Origin of the sequence: Tenacibaculum xiamenense, from assembly GCF_964513065.1 — a bacterium.
In the GTDB taxonomy this organism is placed as follows: domain Bacteria; phylum Bacteroidota; class Bacteroidia; order Flavobacteriales; family Flavobacteriaceae; genus Polaribacter; species Polaribacter xiamenense.
On the sequence record NZ_CAZEQU010000042.1, the window covers coordinates 394,522 to 408,680 of the forward strand.

Below are 14,159 nucleotides of genomic sequence, written 5' to 3' on the forward strand. Positions count from 1 at the left end.
GGAAATTATGGGAAGTCGTAAAAAAAACATGGCAACGCAGTTAAAAGAAGCTAAAAAGCAAAGAGCTTTTGCTAAGCTTACTAACTGTCCTACATCACCAAGAAAAATGCGTTTAGTAGCAGACTTAGTAAGAGGAGTTGAAGTTGAAAGAGCTTTACAAATCTTAAAGTTTAGTCCAAAAGAAGCATCTCGTAACTTAGAAAAGTTATTGTTATCTGCGATTGCTAACTGGCAAGCAAAGAACGAGGATGCTAGTATCGAAGATGCTGGATTATTCGTGAAGTCTATTTACGTTGATAGCGCTGGAATGTTAAAAAGATTAAGACCAGCTCCACAAGGGCGTGCTCATAGAATTAGAAAACGTTCTAATCACGTTACTTTAGAGTTAGGAAGTAAAAATAAAAGTAATTAATCAAAGTAGAAATGGGACAAAAAACAAATCCAATAGGGAATCGTTTAGGAATCATCAGAGGATGGGAGTCTAACTGGTATGGAGGAAATGACTACGGAGATAAGATTGCTGAAGACAACAAGATAAGAAAGTACATCGCTGCTAGATTATCTAAAGCAAGTGTTTCACGTGTTATTATCGAGCGTACTTTAAAACTTGTAACCGTTACTATCACTACTGCACGTCCTGGTATCATTATTGGTAAAGGAGGTCAAGAGGTAGACAAGTTAAAAGAAGAGCTTAAGAAAATTACAGGAAAAGAGGTTCAAATTAACATTTTTGAAATCAAACGTCCTGAATTAGATGCTAATCTTGTAGCTGCTAGTGTAGCACGTCAAATCGAAAACAGAATCTCTTACAAAAGAGCAATTAAAATGGCTATTGCCGCTGCAATGAGAATGAATGCAGAGGGAATCAAGATTCAAATCTCTGGTCGTTTAAATGGTGCTGAAATGGCACGTTCTGAGCACTATAAAGAAGGAAGAATTCCTCTTTCTACTTTTAGAGCAGATATCGATTATGCACTTAATGAAGCTCATACTACATACGGAAGAATCGGTGTGAAAGTATGGATTATGAAAGGTGAGGTTTATGGAAAGCGTGAGTTATCTCCGTTAGTTGGATTATCTAAGCAAAAAGGTAATAACTCTAACAAAGGTGGAGGAAAACGTCAACCTCGCAGAAGAAAATAATTTTTAAAAGAAATTAGACATGTTACAGCCAAAAAGAGTAAAATTCCGTAGAGTTCAGAAGGGCAAGGGTAATATGAGTGGGAACTCTGGTAGAGGAACTCAACTTTCAAATGGAATGTTTGGGATCAAATCATTAGACCAGAACTTACTTACATCTCGTCAGATTGAAGCAGCTCGTATCGCGGCAACTCGTTATATGAAAAGGGAAGGACAACTTTGGATTAAAATTTTCCCAGACAAGCCAATTACTAAGAAACCATTAGAGGTACGTATGGGTAAAGGTAAAGGTGCTCCTGATCATTTCGTAGCAGTAGTAAAACCAGGAAGAATCTTGTTTGAAGTTGGTGGTGTGCCAATGGAGGTTGCAAAAGAAGCATTACGCTTAGCAGCTCAAAAACTTCCTGTGAAAACGAAGTTTATCATCGCAAGAGATTTTGATTATAACGCTTAATTCTAGAAACAATGAAACAATCTGAAATTAAAGAATTATCAACAGCTGACTTACAAGAGAAGCTTGGAGCGTTGAAGAAAAACTATACTGATCTTAAGATGGCTCACGCTATAACTCCATTGGAGAACCCATTAGAGTTACGTACCTTAAGAAAAACTGTGGCAAGAATTGCGACAGAGTTAACTAAAAGAGAATTACAATAAATTCTAGTCAGTTTTAAAGATGGAAAAAAGAAATCTTAGAAAAGAGAGAATAGGTGTTGTATCTAGCAATAAGATGGAGAAATCTATCGTGGTAAGCGAGGTAAAAAGAGTAAAGCACCCAATGTACGGAAAGTTCGTATTAAAAACGAAAAAGTACGTTGCACATGACGAGAATAACGATTGCAACGAAGGTGATACTGTAAAAATAATGGAAACTCGTCCATTAAGTAAATCTAAGCGTTGGAGATTAGTAGAAATCCTAGAAAGAGCTAAATAATATGTTACAAACAGAATCAAGATTAAAAGTAGCAGACAATACTGGAGCTAAAGAAGTTTTAGTAATTAGAGTTTTAGGAGGAACAAAAAAGCGTTACGCTAGCGTTGGAGATAAAATCGTTGTTACGGTAAAGTCTGCAACTCCAAACGGAACTGTTAAGAAAGGTCAAGTATCTCGTGCAGTTGTTGTTCGTACTAAGAAAGAAGTTAGACGTAAAGACGGATCATATATCAGATTTGATGATAACGCTTGTGTGTTATTAAATCCTGCTGAGGAAATGAGAGGTACTCGTGTTTTCGGACCTGTGGCTCGTGAATTACGTGAGAAACAATTTATGAAGATAGTATCATTAGCACCTGAAGTGCTTTAAAATCGAAGATAAGATGAAGAAGTTTAAAATCAAATCAGGAGATACTGTTAAAGTTATCGCTGGAGACCACAAAGGGTCTGAAGGTAAAGTGTTACGCATACTTAAAGATGTTGATAGAGTAGTAGTAGAAGGTGTTAATATGGTGTCTAAGCACACTAAGCCTAGTGCTACGAATCCACAAGGAGGTATCGTAAAAAAGGAAGCTCCATTACACATTTCTAATGTTTCTTTAGTTGAAAACGGAGAAGCAGTTAGAGTTGGTTACAAAGTTGATGGAGATAAGAAGGTAAGATTTTCAAAGAAATCAGATAAAGCAATATAACCATGAGTTACGTACCAAGATTAAGAGAAGAGTACAAGAGCAAAGTTATTAAGGCTCTTACTGAAGAATTCGGTTATAAGAATGTAATGCAAGTACCTAAATTACAAAAAATCGTTGTAAGTAAAGGGGTAGGAGCAGCTATAGCTGATAAGAAATTAATTGAATATGCTGTTGAGGAATTAACTACAATTACTGGACAGAAAGCAGTTTCAACTACTTCTAAGAAGGATGTTGCAAACTTCAAATTACGTAAAGGAATGCCAATTGGTGCAAAAGTTACGTTAAGAGGTGATGTGATGTATGAATTTTTAGATCGTTTAGTTACTGCTTCTTTACCACGTGTAAGAGATTTCGACGGTATAGCAAATGGTTTTGATGGTAGAGGTAACTACAACTTAGGAGTTACGGAACAAATCATTTTCCCAGAAATTAATATTGATCAAGTGAAGAAAATTAGTGGAATGGATATTACATTTGTAACATCTGCTGAAACTGATAAGGAAGCTAAGTCATTATTAGCAGAGTTAGGATTACCATTTAAAAAGAATTAATAAGATGGCTAAAGAATCAATGAAAGCGCGTGAGCGCAAAAGAGCTAAAACGGTAGCAAAGTACGCTGAGAAGAGAAAAGCTTTAAAAGAAGCTGGAGACTACGAAGGGTTGCAAAAGTTACCTAAAAATGCCTCTCCGGTTAGAATGCATAACCGTTGTAAATTAACTGGGCGTCCTAAAGGATATATGCGTCAGTTTGGTATTTCTCGTGTTACTTTCCGTGAAATGGCAAACCAAGGGTTAATTCCAGGTGTAAAGAAAGCTAGCTGGTAGTATTTAAACCAGTATTATAATATAAAGGCAAATAGTATTAACTATTTGCCTTTTTTTGTTTAAATGGGCTTATAATATTGTTTTAGATAGTATTGGTTGAGTTAAATGATAAAAAATTAGTTTCTTGATAATAAAAAATAAAAATAGGAGTGTGTTTTGGGGGTAAAAATGGGATGTGGGTTTTTAACATTTTTCCCTAAAATAAAGGGTAAAATAATGTCATCAAAATTGCAAGAATTTAAGACTCAAAACGATAATGATAAAAAAGGTTTTTTTTCCGAAAACTTTGTGTATATTTGCACTCTGTTTTTTATGGGGTAATTATGCCTTGTAATGAAATCCTGTGTAAAAAGGTTTCATGTTGTGGTATTATGAAATTTATAAAAAACAAAAAATAAATATTAACTGGTTTCAGGTTTAGTAATTACGATATGTCGTAGGTACTATAGAAATTACTAAAAACCAAAACCGCAAATTAATTAATTATGTACACAGATCCAATCGCGGATTTTCTAACTCGAGTGAGAAATGCAATCGGTGCAGGTCACAGAGTGGTTGAGGTTCCAGCTTCAAAATTGAAGAAGGAGATGACCAAAATTTTGTTCGATCAAGGGTACATTTTAAGTTATCAATTCAATGATGAGTCTGTACAAGGTTCAATCAAGATAGCTTTAAAGTACGACAGAGAAACAAGAGAGTCAGTTATCAGAAAGATTCAAAGAGTTTCAACACCAGGTTTACGTAAGTATGTAGGAGCAAAAGAAATGCCTAGAGTTTTAAACGGTTTAGGTATTGCTATCGTGTCAACATCGAAAGGTGTAATGACTAATAAGAAAGCTCGTCAAGAAAACGTAGGTGGAGAAGTATTATGTTACGTTTACTAAAAACACGTTTGTAAAATGAGTAGAATAGGAAAAAATCCAATCGCATTACCACAAGGTGTTGAAGTTAAAGTAAACGATAACGTGGTAACAGTAAAAGGTAAATTAGGTGAGTTATCTCAAGAGTTAACTTCTGATATTACTGTAAAAATTGAAGATGGGACTCTTACAGTAGAAAGACCATCAGATAGTAAGGAACACAAAGCTAAACATGGTTTGTACCGTGCTTTAATCAATAATATGATTGAAGGTGTTGGTAAAGGTTATACTAAAGAATTAGAGTTAGTGGGAGTTGGTTATAGAGCTTCAAATCAAGGTCAAAAATTAGATTTAGCTTTAGGTTTTTCTCATAACATTGTTTTAGAATTAGCTCCAGAAGTTAAAGTAGAAACGATTTCGGAAAAAGGTAAAAATCCAATCGTAAAATTAACTTCATATGACAAGCAATTAGTAGGTCAAGTTGCTGCTAAAATTCGTTCATTCCGTAAGCCAGAGCCTTACAAAGGAAAAGGAATTAAGTTTGTAGGAGAAGTATTAAGAAGAAAAGCAGGTAAATCTGCATAATAAATAAGAGAAATATTATTATGGCATTATCAAAGCTTGAAAGAAGACAACGTATTAAGCATAGAATTAGAAAAATAATAACTGGAACTGCTCAAAAGCCAAGGTTATCTGTTTTTAGAAGTAATAAAGAGATCTATGCTCAATTAATTGACGATGTAGCTGGAGTTACTTTAGTATCAGCTTCATCAAGAGATAAAGAGGTTTCATCTAGCTCTAAAGCGGAAGCAGCTACAGCAGTTGGAAAAGCTATTGCTGAAAAGGCTGTAAAAGCTGGAGTGGAGACTGTTGCTTTCGATCGTAACGGTTATTTATACCACGGAAGAGTAAAAGTATTAGCTGACGCGGCAAGAGAAGCTGGTTTAAAATTTTAAGAAATTATATTATGTTAGGATATAAAAACGTAGAAAGAGTAAAACCAAGCGGATTAGAGCTTGTAGATAAATTAGTAGGCGTACAACGTGTTACTAAGGTAACTAAAGGTGGTAGAGCATTTGGTTTTTCTGCAATTGTTGTAGTTGGTGATGGAAATGGAGTTGTAGGACACGGATTAGGAAAGTCTAAAGACGTTTCTTCTGCAATTGCAAAAGCAGTTGAAGAAGCTAAAAAGAATTTAGTTCGCATTCCTATTTTAGATGGTACTTTACCTCACGAGCAAAAAGGTAAATTCGGTGGAGCAAGAGTTTTCATTAAACCGGCATCACACGGTACCGGAGTTATTGCAGGTGGAGCTGTTCGTTCAGTTTTAGAATCTGTAGGAGTAAAAGACGTATTATCAAAATCTCAAGGTTCTTCTAACCCTCATAATGTGGTAAAAGCTACTTTCGATGCATTATTACAATTACGTAGTGCTGAGACTATCGCTAAGCAAAGAGGAATTTCTTTAGAGAAAGTTTTTAACGGATAAAATTTAAGACGATGAGTAAAATTAGAGTTACACAAGTAAAAAGTCAAATCGGTCGCCTTAAAAATCAAAAAAGAACTTTAGAGGCATTAGGTTTACGTAAAATGAACCAAACTGTAGAGCATGAAGCATCAGCTACAATTTTGGGGATGGTAAATAAAGTTAAACACTTAGTTTCTGTAGAAGAAATTAAATAAGATATTATAAAATGAGTTTACATAACTTAAAACCAGCATCAGGATCTACTAAAAGCGGTAAAAGAATCGCTCGTGGAGAAGGTTCTGGTCACGGAGGTACTTCTACAAGAGGTCACAAAGGAGCTAAATCTCGTTCAGGATATTCTCGTAAAGTAGGTTTTGAAGGTGGACAAATGCCTCTTCAAAGACGTGTACCAAAATTTGGATTCACTAACAGAAATCGTGTAGAATACGTTGGTGTTAATTTAGATAAATTACAAAATTTAGTAGATAAAGGTAGAATAACTGATACTGTTACTTTAGACGTATTAGTTGAAAACCGTTTGGCTCGTAAAAATGACCTAGTTAAAATATTAGGAAATGGTGAGTTAAAAGCTAAATTGAATATTACTGTGCATAAATTTACTGCATCGGCTAAAGCTGCAATCGAGGCAGCTGGTGGTGAGGCGGTTACCTTATAAGAAAAACTGTAAATGATGAATTTTATAAATACTTTAAGAGACATTTTCAAAATAGAAGAGTTAAAAGAAAAAATACTTTTAACCATTGGTTTAATTGCTGTATATAGATTTATGGCGGCTGTTCCACTACCTGGAATAGATCCAACTCAATTAACAGCATTAAAGGACCAAACAGGAGGTGGTCTTTTAGGTTTATTAAACGCATTTACAGGTGGGGCATTTGCTAGGGCGTCAGTAATGGCTCTTGGTATCATGCCATATATTTCTGCATCAATTGTAGTACAGTTAATGGGTATTGCGGTACCTTATTTACAAAAGCTTCAAAAAGATGGAGAGAGTGGTAGAAAAAAGATTACTCAAATTACTAGATGGCTAACCATTTTAATCACTATGGTTCAAGGACCAACTTATATTACAGCTATCAAAACACAATTTGGTTTACCAGATGCAGCTTTCCTAGTTTCAGGTGCTACTTTCTGGGTGTCATCAATGATCTTACTTACAGCAGGTACAATTTTCGCTATGTGGTTAGGTGAGCGTATTACTGACAAAGGTGTTGGTAACGGTATTTCGTTATTAATTACTGTTGGTATTATTGCAAATTTCCCAGTAGCATTTTTACAAGAAGTTGTATCAAAAACTGAAAACGCTGGCGGTGGTGGTATCATGATGATCTTAATTGAACTAATTGTTTGGTTTGTGGTAATTTTATTAACCGTGTTATTAGTAACAGCCGTGCGTAAAGTTGCTGTTCAGTATGCTCGTCGTACTGCGGTAACTAATATTAAGGATGTAGATGGCGCTAGACAATATATTCCTTTAAAATTAAATGCGGCTGGTGTAATGCCAATCATATTTGCTCAAGCTATTATGTTTTTACCGGTAGCTTTAGGTCAAAAATACCCAGCATTAAATAGTTTAGCTGATAATTTCGGTTTATGGTATAACGTTATATTTGCTATCTTAATTATTGTCTTCAGTTACTTTTATACAGCGATTACGATTCCTACGAATAAAATGGCAGAAGATTTAAAGAGAAGTAATGGTTTTGTTCCTGGATACAAACCAGGAGAAGAAACTGCTAATTATTTAGATTCGGTGTTATCAAAAATAACATTCCCAGGATCTCTATTCTTAGCGGCTTTGTCTATTTTACCAGCAATCATTGTAAAGTTTGGGGTTACTCAAAACTGGGCAATGTTTTATGGTGGAACATCTTTAATCATTATGGTAGGGGTTGCAATTGATACAATCCAACAAATTAACTCGTACTTATTAAACAGTCGTTACGACGGTTTAATGAAGTCAGGAAATAGTAACAACAGAAAATCATTAAAATAATATGGCTAAACAAGCAGCAATTCAACAGGATGGAACTATAACCGAAGCATTATCAAATGCTATGTTTCGTGTAGAATTAGAGAATGGGCATATTGTTACGGCTCACATTTCAGGAAAAATGAGAATGCATTATATTAAGTTATTACCTGGTGATAAGGTAAAACTTGAGATGAGTCCGTATGATTTATCTAAGGCAAGAATTACTTACAGATATTAAAAAACAAAACTGATGAAAGTAAGAGCATCATTAAAGAAAAGAAGTGCCGACTGCAAAATTGTTCGCAGAAAAGGCCGTTTATACGTAATTAATAAAAAGAATCCTAGGTTTAAACAAAGACAAGGATAATTATAGAATTGAGTCATTAGTAATTAGCGGTTAGATGAATCTGTTTGAAATAGAAATGTTTAGGATTCTAACAACTAAAAACTAACAACTAAAAACTAAAAGAATATATGGCAAGAATCGCAGGTATAGATATTCCAAAGAACAAAAGAGGTGTTATATCTTTAACGTACATCTTTGGTATAGGAAGAAGCAGAGCTAAAGAAGTTTTAGCGAATGCTAAAGTAGATGAGAGCATCAAAGTTCAAGATTGGACTGATGATCAAATTGCAGCAATTCGTGAGCAAGTTGGAACTTACACGATTGAAGGTGAGTTACGTTCTGAAGTTCAATTAAGCATCAAACGTTTAATGGACATTGGATGTCAAAGAGGTATTCGTCACAGACTTGGATTACCTTTAAGAGGTCAGAGAACTAAGAATAACTCTCGTACGAGAAAAGGTAAGAGAAAAACTGTAGCTAACAAGAAAAAATAATCGTTAGGTTATTTTTACTAATAGTAAAGAATTATGGCAAAGTCTAAAGTAACAAAGAAACGTAAAGTTGTAATTGAGTCAGTTGGTGAAGCTCACGTAACTGCATCTTTTAACAACATCATTATATCGTTAACAAATAAAAAAGGAGATGTAATTTCTTGGTCTTCTGCTGGAAAAATGGGTTTCCGTGGATCTAAGAAAAATACTCCTTACGCAGCACAATTAGCAGCAGAAGATTGTTCTTCAGTAGCAAAAGAAGCTGGATTACGTAAAGTTAAGGTATATGTAAAAGGACCAGGTAACGGTAGAGAGTCTGCAATCAGAGCTATTCACAATTCAGGAATAGAAGTAACTGAAATTATTGACGTGACTCCAATTCCACACAATGGATGTCGTCCACCTAAAAGAAGAAGAGTATAAGCTGAATTAATTTTCAGTTTATACTTTGTTTAATAACAAGTATAAATTTTAACCTAGCAGGAAAACGATTATCGAAGGAGTAAGCCTTAATTCATAATCCCTGCTTAATTTTTAAGAAATGGCAAGATATACAGGACCAAAAACTAAGATTGCTCGTAAATTTGGTGAAGCAATTTTCGGAGAGGACAAGAGCTTTGAAAAAAGAAACTATCCTCCAGGACAGCACGGAGCTGGAAAGAGAAGAGGTAAGAAATCTGAATATGCAATTCAGTTAAGTGAAAAGCAAAAAGCTAAGTATACTTACGGAATTTTAGAGCGTCAGTTCAGTAACTTATTCAAAAAAGCATCTGCATCTAAAGGAATTACTGGTGAGGTATTACTTCAATTATGTGAGTCTCGTTTAGATAACGTTGTTTACCGTTTAGGTATTTCTAACTCTAGAAGAGGAGCACGTCAGTTAGTTTCTCACCGTCACATTACAGTTAACGGAAACATCGTTAACATTCCATCATACAGATTAAGAGCTGGAGATGTTGTAGCGGTAAGAGAAAAGTCTAAGTCTTTAGAGGCTATCGAAAATGCATTGGCTTCTAACAGCAATGTTTACGAATGGTTATCTTGGAATGCTGATCAAAAAGCTGGTACTTTTGTAAAAGTTCCAGAAAGACTTCAAATTCCAGAGAACATTAAAGAGCAATTAATCGTAGAATTATACTCTAAGTAATAAATTAATCATATTGGTATTTGGCCAAAGGGTTTATTCGAACCTCTTCAATCTTATAAACCGCGCAACCGAATAACAATTAAAACGAAGAAAAACACATGGCAATTTTAAACTTTCAAAAACCGGATAAAGTAATAATGATTGAATCTACTGATTTTTCAGGAAGATTCGAGTTCAGACCACTTGAGCCAGGTTTTGGATTAACTGTTGGTAACGCTTTAAGAAGAGTATTATTATCTTCTTTAGAAGGATTTGCAATTACATCATTACGTATTGATGGAGTAGATCATGAGTTCTCAACAATAGAAGGAGTAGTGGAAGATGTTACAGAAATCATCTTAAACTTAAAGCAGGTTCGTTTCAAGAAACAAATTGAAGAGTCTGATAGAGAAACTGTTTCTATTGCTATTTCAGGACAAGAGCAATTAACAGCAGGAGATTTACAAAAATTTATTTCAGGTTTCCAAGTATTAAATCCTGATTTAGTGCTTTGTAACATGGATAAATCAGTGAATTTAAACGCTGAAATCACTATCGAAAAAGGTAGAGGTTTTGTTCCAGCTGAAGAAAACAAAAGAGCTGGTGCTCCATTAGGAACTATTTTTACAGATTCAATTTACACTCCTATTAAGAATGTAAAATATGCTGTTGAAAACTTCCGTGTTGAGCAAAAGACTGATTACGAAAAATTAATTTTCGATATTGATACTGATGGATCAATCAATCCTAAGGATGCTTTAACAGAAGCTGCAAAAATTTTAATTCACCACTTTATGTTATTCTCTGATGAGCGTATCACTTTAGAGGCTGATGAAATTGCACAAACTGAAACATATGATGAAGAATCATTACACATGCGTCAGTTGTTAAAGACTAAGTTAGTTGATATGGACTTGTCAGTACGTGCTTTAAATTGTTTAAAAGCTGCAGAAGTAGATACTTTAGGAGACTTGGTATCATTTAATAAGAGTGATTTAATGAAGTTCCGAAACTTTGGTAAAAAATCATTAACTGAATTAGAAGAGTTAGTGCATAACAAAGGATTGAATTTTGGAATGGATTTAAGCAAATACAAATTAGATAGAGATTAACCTTTCATATTTTGCTCCTCATAAAGAGTTGAAGCAAGATGAAAGATAAACCCAAATGTCATGAGACACGGAAAGAAAATCAATCATTTAGGAAGAAAAACTGCTCATAGAAAGGCAATGTTAGCAAACATGGCTTGTTCTTTAATCGAGCACAAACGAATCAACACTACTGAGGCTAAAGCCAAAGCATTACGTAGATTTGTAGAGCCTTTAATTACAAAATCTAAGTCTGATACAACTCACAATCGTCGTACAGTATTTAGTTATTTACGTGATAAGTATGCTGTTACTGAGCTTTTCAAAGAAATTTCAGTAAAGGTAGGTGATCGTCCAGGTGGGTATGTTCGTATAATCAAATTAGGAAACCGTCAAGGAGATAACGCTCCTATGGCAATGGTTGAATTAGTTGATTACAACGAGTTATACAATCCTAAAGGAAACAAGGCTAAGAAGTCTACTCGTCGTAGCCGTAGAGGTGGAAAGAAGAACGTTGAGGCAGCTGCCGCAGCGGTTGAAACTCAAGCGTCACAAGAAGAAGAATAAAAATGAAAATTTTTATATATCATATAAAAGGGATAAACATTTAATGTTTATCCCTTTTTTTTAAATATTTTTGCAACCGAATTATTTTAGAATACACTAAATGAAATATCAATCGAGAAAAAAGGCTTTAGTTTTACTAGCTGACGGAACAATTTTTTATGGTAAATCTGTAGGGATTGAAGGAACAGCAACTGGAGAAATTTGTTTCAATACTGGGATGACAGGATATCAAGAGATTTTTACTGACCCATCGTATTTCGGACAATTAATGGTTACTACAAACGCTCATATTGGTAACTATGGAGTAAATGATAGAGAAGTTGAATCAGAAGGAATTAAAATTGCTGGTTTAATCTGTAGAAATTTCAGTTTCACACATTCAAGACCTGACTCTAATGGTAATTTAAAAGATTGGTTTGAGAAGCATAATTTAGTAGCTATATCTGATGTTGATACAAGAGCGTTAGTATCATACATTAGAGATAATGGCGCAATGAATGCGATCATATCTACTGAAGTAGATAATATTGAAGAATTGAAAAAGCAGTTGAAAGAAGTTCCAAGTATGGAAGGGTTAGAACTAGCTTCTAAAGTTTCAACTAAAGAACCATATTTCGTTGGAGAGGAAGATGCACCAATTAAGATTTCAGCAATTGATATAGGTATTAAGAAAAATATATTGAGAAACTTAGCTAAAAGAGGAGCTTATATTAAAGTACATCCATTTAATGCAAGTTTCGAAGATTTAAGCGCATTTAATCCTGATGGATACTTTATTTCTAATGGTCCTGGTGATCCAGAGCCTTTAGTAGATGCTCAAAACACAGCAAAACAAATTATAGAGAAAGATTTACCTTTATTTGGTATTTGTTTAGGTCACCAAGTAATTGCCTTAGCTAATGGTATTTCTACTTATAAAATGCACAACGGGCATAGAGGAATTAATCATCCAGTGAAAAACTTAGTAACAGGAAAAGGTGAAATTACATCTCAAAATCATGGTTTTGCCATCAATAGAGAAGAAACAGAAGCACATCCTGATGTTGAGATAACACATGTTCACTTAAATGACAATACTGTTGCTGGGATTAAGATGAAAAACAAAAATGTATTTTCAGTTCAGTACCACCCTGAAGCGAGCCCAGGACCGAATGATGCAGAGTATTTATTCGATCAATTTATTGAAAATATTAAGAAAACAAAATAGTATAAATTCCCACCTAACAGTGGGAATTTCACTTTGACAACGTTTTCGCAAAATCATAATAAATTAAAACAATTAACAGGTAGTATTTTGTAACTTGGCTACCAGAAATTACTAACAAATAAACACTATGAGTATTATAATCAACATCCACGCACGTCAAATCTTCGATTCAAGAGGAAATCCTACTGTAGAGGTAGATGTAACTACTGAAAATGGAGTTGTGGGTAGAGCAGCGGTTCCATCGGGAGCATCAACTGGAGAGCATGAAGCAGTTGAATTACGTGATGGAGGAGATTCATATATGGGGAAAGGTGTATCAAAAGCAGTAGAAAACGTAAATACGCTTATTGCTGAAGAGCTTTTAGGGGTTTCTGTTTTCGAACAAAACGCGATTGATAAAATCATGATTGATTTAGATGGTACTCCAAACAAATCTAAATTAGGAGCAAATGCTATTTTAGGAGTTTCTCTAGCAGCGGCGAAAGCAGCAGCAAATGAATTAGGCTTACCTTTATATCGTTACGTAGGTGGAGTTTCAGCGAACACTCTTCCTGTACCAATGATGAACATTATTAATGGAGGGTCTCACTCTGACGCACCTATCGCTTTTCAAGAGTTTATGGTAATGCCAATAAAGGCAAAAAACTTCACTGAAGCAATGCAAATTGGTTCAGAGATATTCCATAACTTAAAGAAAGTATTACACGACAGAAATTTATCTACAGCTGTTGGAGACGAAGGAGGTTTTGCACCAACTTTAGAAGGAACAGAAGATGCTATTGAAACGATTGCTTTGGCTACTAAAAATGCTGGGTATAAGTTCGGAGAAGAGGTGATGATCGCCTTAGACTGTGCAGCTGCTGAATTCTATGTAGATGGAAAGTACGACTATACAAAGTTTGAAGGAGATAGCGGAGCTGTAAGAACTTCTGAAGAGCAAGCTTCTTACTTAGCCGAATTGGCAGAGAAGTATCCAATTATTTCTATTGAAGATGGAATGGATGAGAACGATTGGGATGGTTGGAAATCATTAACGGAGAAAATTGGAGATAAGGTACAATTAGTTGGTGATGACTTATTCGTTACTAACGTTGAGCGTTTATCTCGTGGAATTTCAAATGGAATTGCAAACTCAATCTTAATTAAGGTAAACCAAATTGGAACGTTAACAGAAACTATTGCAGCCGTAAACATGGCACATAATGCAGGATATACATCTGTAATGAGTCATAGATCAGGTGAAACTGAAGATAATACTATTGCTGATTTAGCGGTAGCATTAAACACAGGTCAAATAAAGACAGGTTCTGCATCTCGTTCTGATCGTATGGCTAAATACAACCAATTATTAAGAATTGAAGAGCAATTAGCTGATGTAGCTTATTATCCTCAAGAAAGAGCATTTAAAGTAAAATAAAC

The 14,159-nt window shown here is 34.7% G+C and carries 25 protein-coding genes; all 25 read left to right on the forward strand.

Annotated features, from left to right (window positions below; translation table 11 throughout):
* Positions 1–7 precede the first annotated feature (7 nt).
* On the forward strand, positions 8–412 hold the full coding sequence (gene rplV, locus ACKTTV_RS21285) for a 50S ribosomal protein L22 (protein ID WP_408032900.1): 405 nt from the start codon (positions 8–10) through the stop codon (positions 410–412).
* Between the two features lie 11 nt (positions 413–423).
* Complete coding sequence (gene rpsC, locus ACKTTV_RS21290; RefSeq protein WP_408032901.1) at positions 424–1,143, forward strand: 30S ribosomal protein S3; 720 nt, start codon at positions 424–426, stop codon at positions 1,141–1,143.
* Positions 1,144–1,162: 19 nt separating this feature from the next.
* Positions 1,163–1,594, forward strand: coding sequence for a 50S ribosomal protein L16 (gene rplP / locus ACKTTV_RS21295; RefSeq protein ID WP_075342607.1), 432 nt, complete (start codon positions 1,163–1,165; stop codon positions 1,592–1,594).
* Positions 1,595–1,605: 11 nt separating this feature from the next.
* Positions 1,606–1,797, forward strand: a complete 192-nt coding sequence (gene rpmC / locus ACKTTV_RS21300; protein WP_408032902.1) for a 50S ribosomal protein L29 — start codon at positions 1,606–1,608, stop codon at positions 1,795–1,797.
* Positions 1,798–1,816: 19 nt separating this feature from the next.
* Positions 1,817–2,074, forward strand: a complete 258-nt coding sequence (gene rpsQ / locus ACKTTV_RS21305) for a 30S ribosomal protein S17 (RefSeq protein ID WP_093668855.1) — start codon at positions 1,817–1,819, stop codon at positions 2,072–2,074.
* A 1-nt stretch (position 2,075) separates the two neighbouring features.
* Positions 2,076–2,444, forward strand: a complete 369-nt coding sequence (gene rplN, locus ACKTTV_RS21310) for a 50S ribosomal protein L14 (RefSeq protein ID WP_132793408.1) — start codon at positions 2,076–2,078, stop codon at positions 2,442–2,444.
* A gap of 13 nt (positions 2,445–2,457) precedes the next feature.
* Entirely contained in the window at positions 2,458–2,766 is a 309-nt protein-coding gene (rplX, locus tag ACKTTV_RS21315; RefSeq protein ID WP_408032903.1) for a 50S ribosomal protein L24, read from the forward strand.
* Positions 2,767–2,768: 2 nt separating this feature from the next.
* Complete coding sequence (rplE, locus tag ACKTTV_RS21320) at positions 2,769–3,317, forward strand: 50S ribosomal protein L5 (protein WP_408032904.1); 549 nt, start codon at positions 2,769–2,771, stop codon at positions 3,315–3,317.
* Between the two features lie 4 nt (positions 3,318–3,321).
* Positions 3,322–3,591, forward strand: coding sequence for a 30S ribosomal protein S14 (rpsN, locus tag ACKTTV_RS21325; RefSeq protein ID WP_408032905.1), 270 nt, complete (start codon positions 3,322–3,324; stop codon positions 3,589–3,591).
* Positions 3,592–4,076: 485 nt separating this feature from the next.
* Positions 4,077–4,475: a 30S ribosomal protein S8 gene (rpsH, locus tag ACKTTV_RS21330; protein ID WP_408032906.1), complete on the forward strand. Its 399-nt coding sequence runs from the start codon at positions 4,077–4,079 to the stop codon at positions 4,473–4,475.
* A gap of 15 nt (positions 4,476–4,490) precedes the next feature.
* Complete coding sequence (rplF, locus tag ACKTTV_RS21335; RefSeq protein ID WP_408032907.1) at positions 4,491–5,036, forward strand: 50S ribosomal protein L6; 546 nt, start codon at positions 4,491–4,493, stop codon at positions 5,034–5,036.
* A 20-nt stretch (positions 5,037–5,056) separates the two neighbouring features.
* Positions 5,057–5,407 (forward strand): 50S ribosomal protein L18, encoded by a 351-nt coding sequence (gene rplR, locus ACKTTV_RS21340; protein WP_408032908.1) that lies wholly within the window; start codon positions 5,057–5,059, stop codon positions 5,405–5,407.
* 8 nt (positions 5,408–5,415) lie between these two features.
* Complete coding sequence (gene rpsE / locus ACKTTV_RS21345) at positions 5,416–5,940, forward strand: 30S ribosomal protein S5 (RefSeq protein ID WP_408033196.1); 525 nt, start codon at positions 5,416–5,418, stop codon at positions 5,938–5,940.
* A gap of 11 nt (positions 5,941–5,951) precedes the next feature.
* Complete coding sequence (gene rpmD / locus ACKTTV_RS21350; protein WP_408032909.1) at positions 5,952–6,134, forward strand: 50S ribosomal protein L30; 183 nt, start codon at positions 5,952–5,954, stop codon at positions 6,132–6,134.
* A gap of 11 nt (positions 6,135–6,145) precedes the next feature.
* The gene (rplO, locus tag ACKTTV_RS21355) at positions 6,146–6,595 is read left to right on the forward strand and encodes a 50S ribosomal protein L15 (RefSeq protein WP_408032910.1); all 450 of its coding nucleotides are present in this window, start codon (positions 6,146–6,148) and stop codon (positions 6,593–6,595) included.
* A 15-nt stretch (positions 6,596–6,610) separates the two neighbouring features.
* Positions 6,611–7,936, forward strand: coding sequence for a preprotein translocase subunit SecY (gene secY / locus ACKTTV_RS21360; RefSeq protein WP_408033197.1), 1,326 nt, complete (start codon positions 6,611–6,613; stop codon positions 7,934–7,936).
* A gap of 1 nt (position 7,937) precedes the next feature.
* A complete protein-coding gene (infA, locus tag ACKTTV_RS21365) occupies positions 7,938–8,153 on the forward strand; it encodes a translation initiation factor IF-1 (RefSeq protein WP_093668881.1) in 216 nt (71 codons plus the stop codon).
* Positions 8,154–8,165: 12 nt separating this feature from the next.
* Positions 8,166–8,282: a type B 50S ribosomal protein L36 gene (gene ykgO, locus ACKTTV_RS21370; protein WP_010181906.1), complete on the forward strand. Its 117-nt coding sequence runs from the start codon at positions 8,166–8,168 to the stop codon at positions 8,280–8,282.
* Between the two features lie 107 nt (positions 8,283–8,389).
* Entirely contained in the window at positions 8,390–8,755 is a 366-nt protein-coding gene (gene rpsM, locus ACKTTV_RS21375; protein ID WP_408032911.1) for a 30S ribosomal protein S13, read from the forward strand.
* Positions 8,756–8,788: 33 nt separating this feature from the next.
* Positions 8,789–9,175, forward strand: coding sequence for a 30S ribosomal protein S11 (gene rpsK / locus ACKTTV_RS21380; protein WP_093668885.1), 387 nt, complete (start codon positions 8,789–8,791; stop codon positions 9,173–9,175).
* Between the two features lie 118 nt (positions 9,176–9,293).
* Positions 9,294–9,899, forward strand: coding sequence for a 30S ribosomal protein S4 (rpsD, locus tag ACKTTV_RS21385; RefSeq protein WP_408032912.1), 606 nt, complete (start codon positions 9,294–9,296; stop codon positions 9,897–9,899).
* Positions 9,900–9,997: 98 nt separating this feature from the next.
* Positions 9,998–10,990 (forward strand): DNA-directed RNA polymerase subunit alpha, encoded by a 993-nt coding sequence (locus tag ACKTTV_RS21390; RefSeq protein ID WP_408032913.1) that lies wholly within the window; start codon positions 9,998–10,000, stop codon positions 10,988–10,990.
* A 60-nt stretch (positions 10,991–11,050) separates the two neighbouring features.
* The gene (gene rplQ / locus ACKTTV_RS21395) at positions 11,051–11,533 is read left to right on the forward strand and encodes a 50S ribosomal protein L17 (RefSeq protein ID WP_408032914.1); all 483 of its coding nucleotides are present in this window, start codon (positions 11,051–11,053) and stop codon (positions 11,531–11,533) included.
* Between the two features lie 100 nt (positions 11,534–11,633).
* Complete coding sequence (carA, locus tag ACKTTV_RS21400; protein WP_408032915.1) at positions 11,634–12,740, forward strand: glutamine-hydrolyzing carbamoyl-phosphate synthase small subunit; 1,107 nt, start codon at positions 11,634–11,636, stop codon at positions 12,738–12,740.
* A 127-nt stretch (positions 12,741–12,867) separates the two neighbouring features.
* Positions 12,868–14,157, forward strand: coding sequence for a phosphopyruvate hydratase (gene eno, locus ACKTTV_RS21405; RefSeq protein ID WP_408032916.1), 1,290 nt, complete (start codon positions 12,868–12,870; stop codon positions 14,155–14,157).
* The last annotated feature ends 2 nt before the right edge of the window (positions 14,158–14,159 follow it).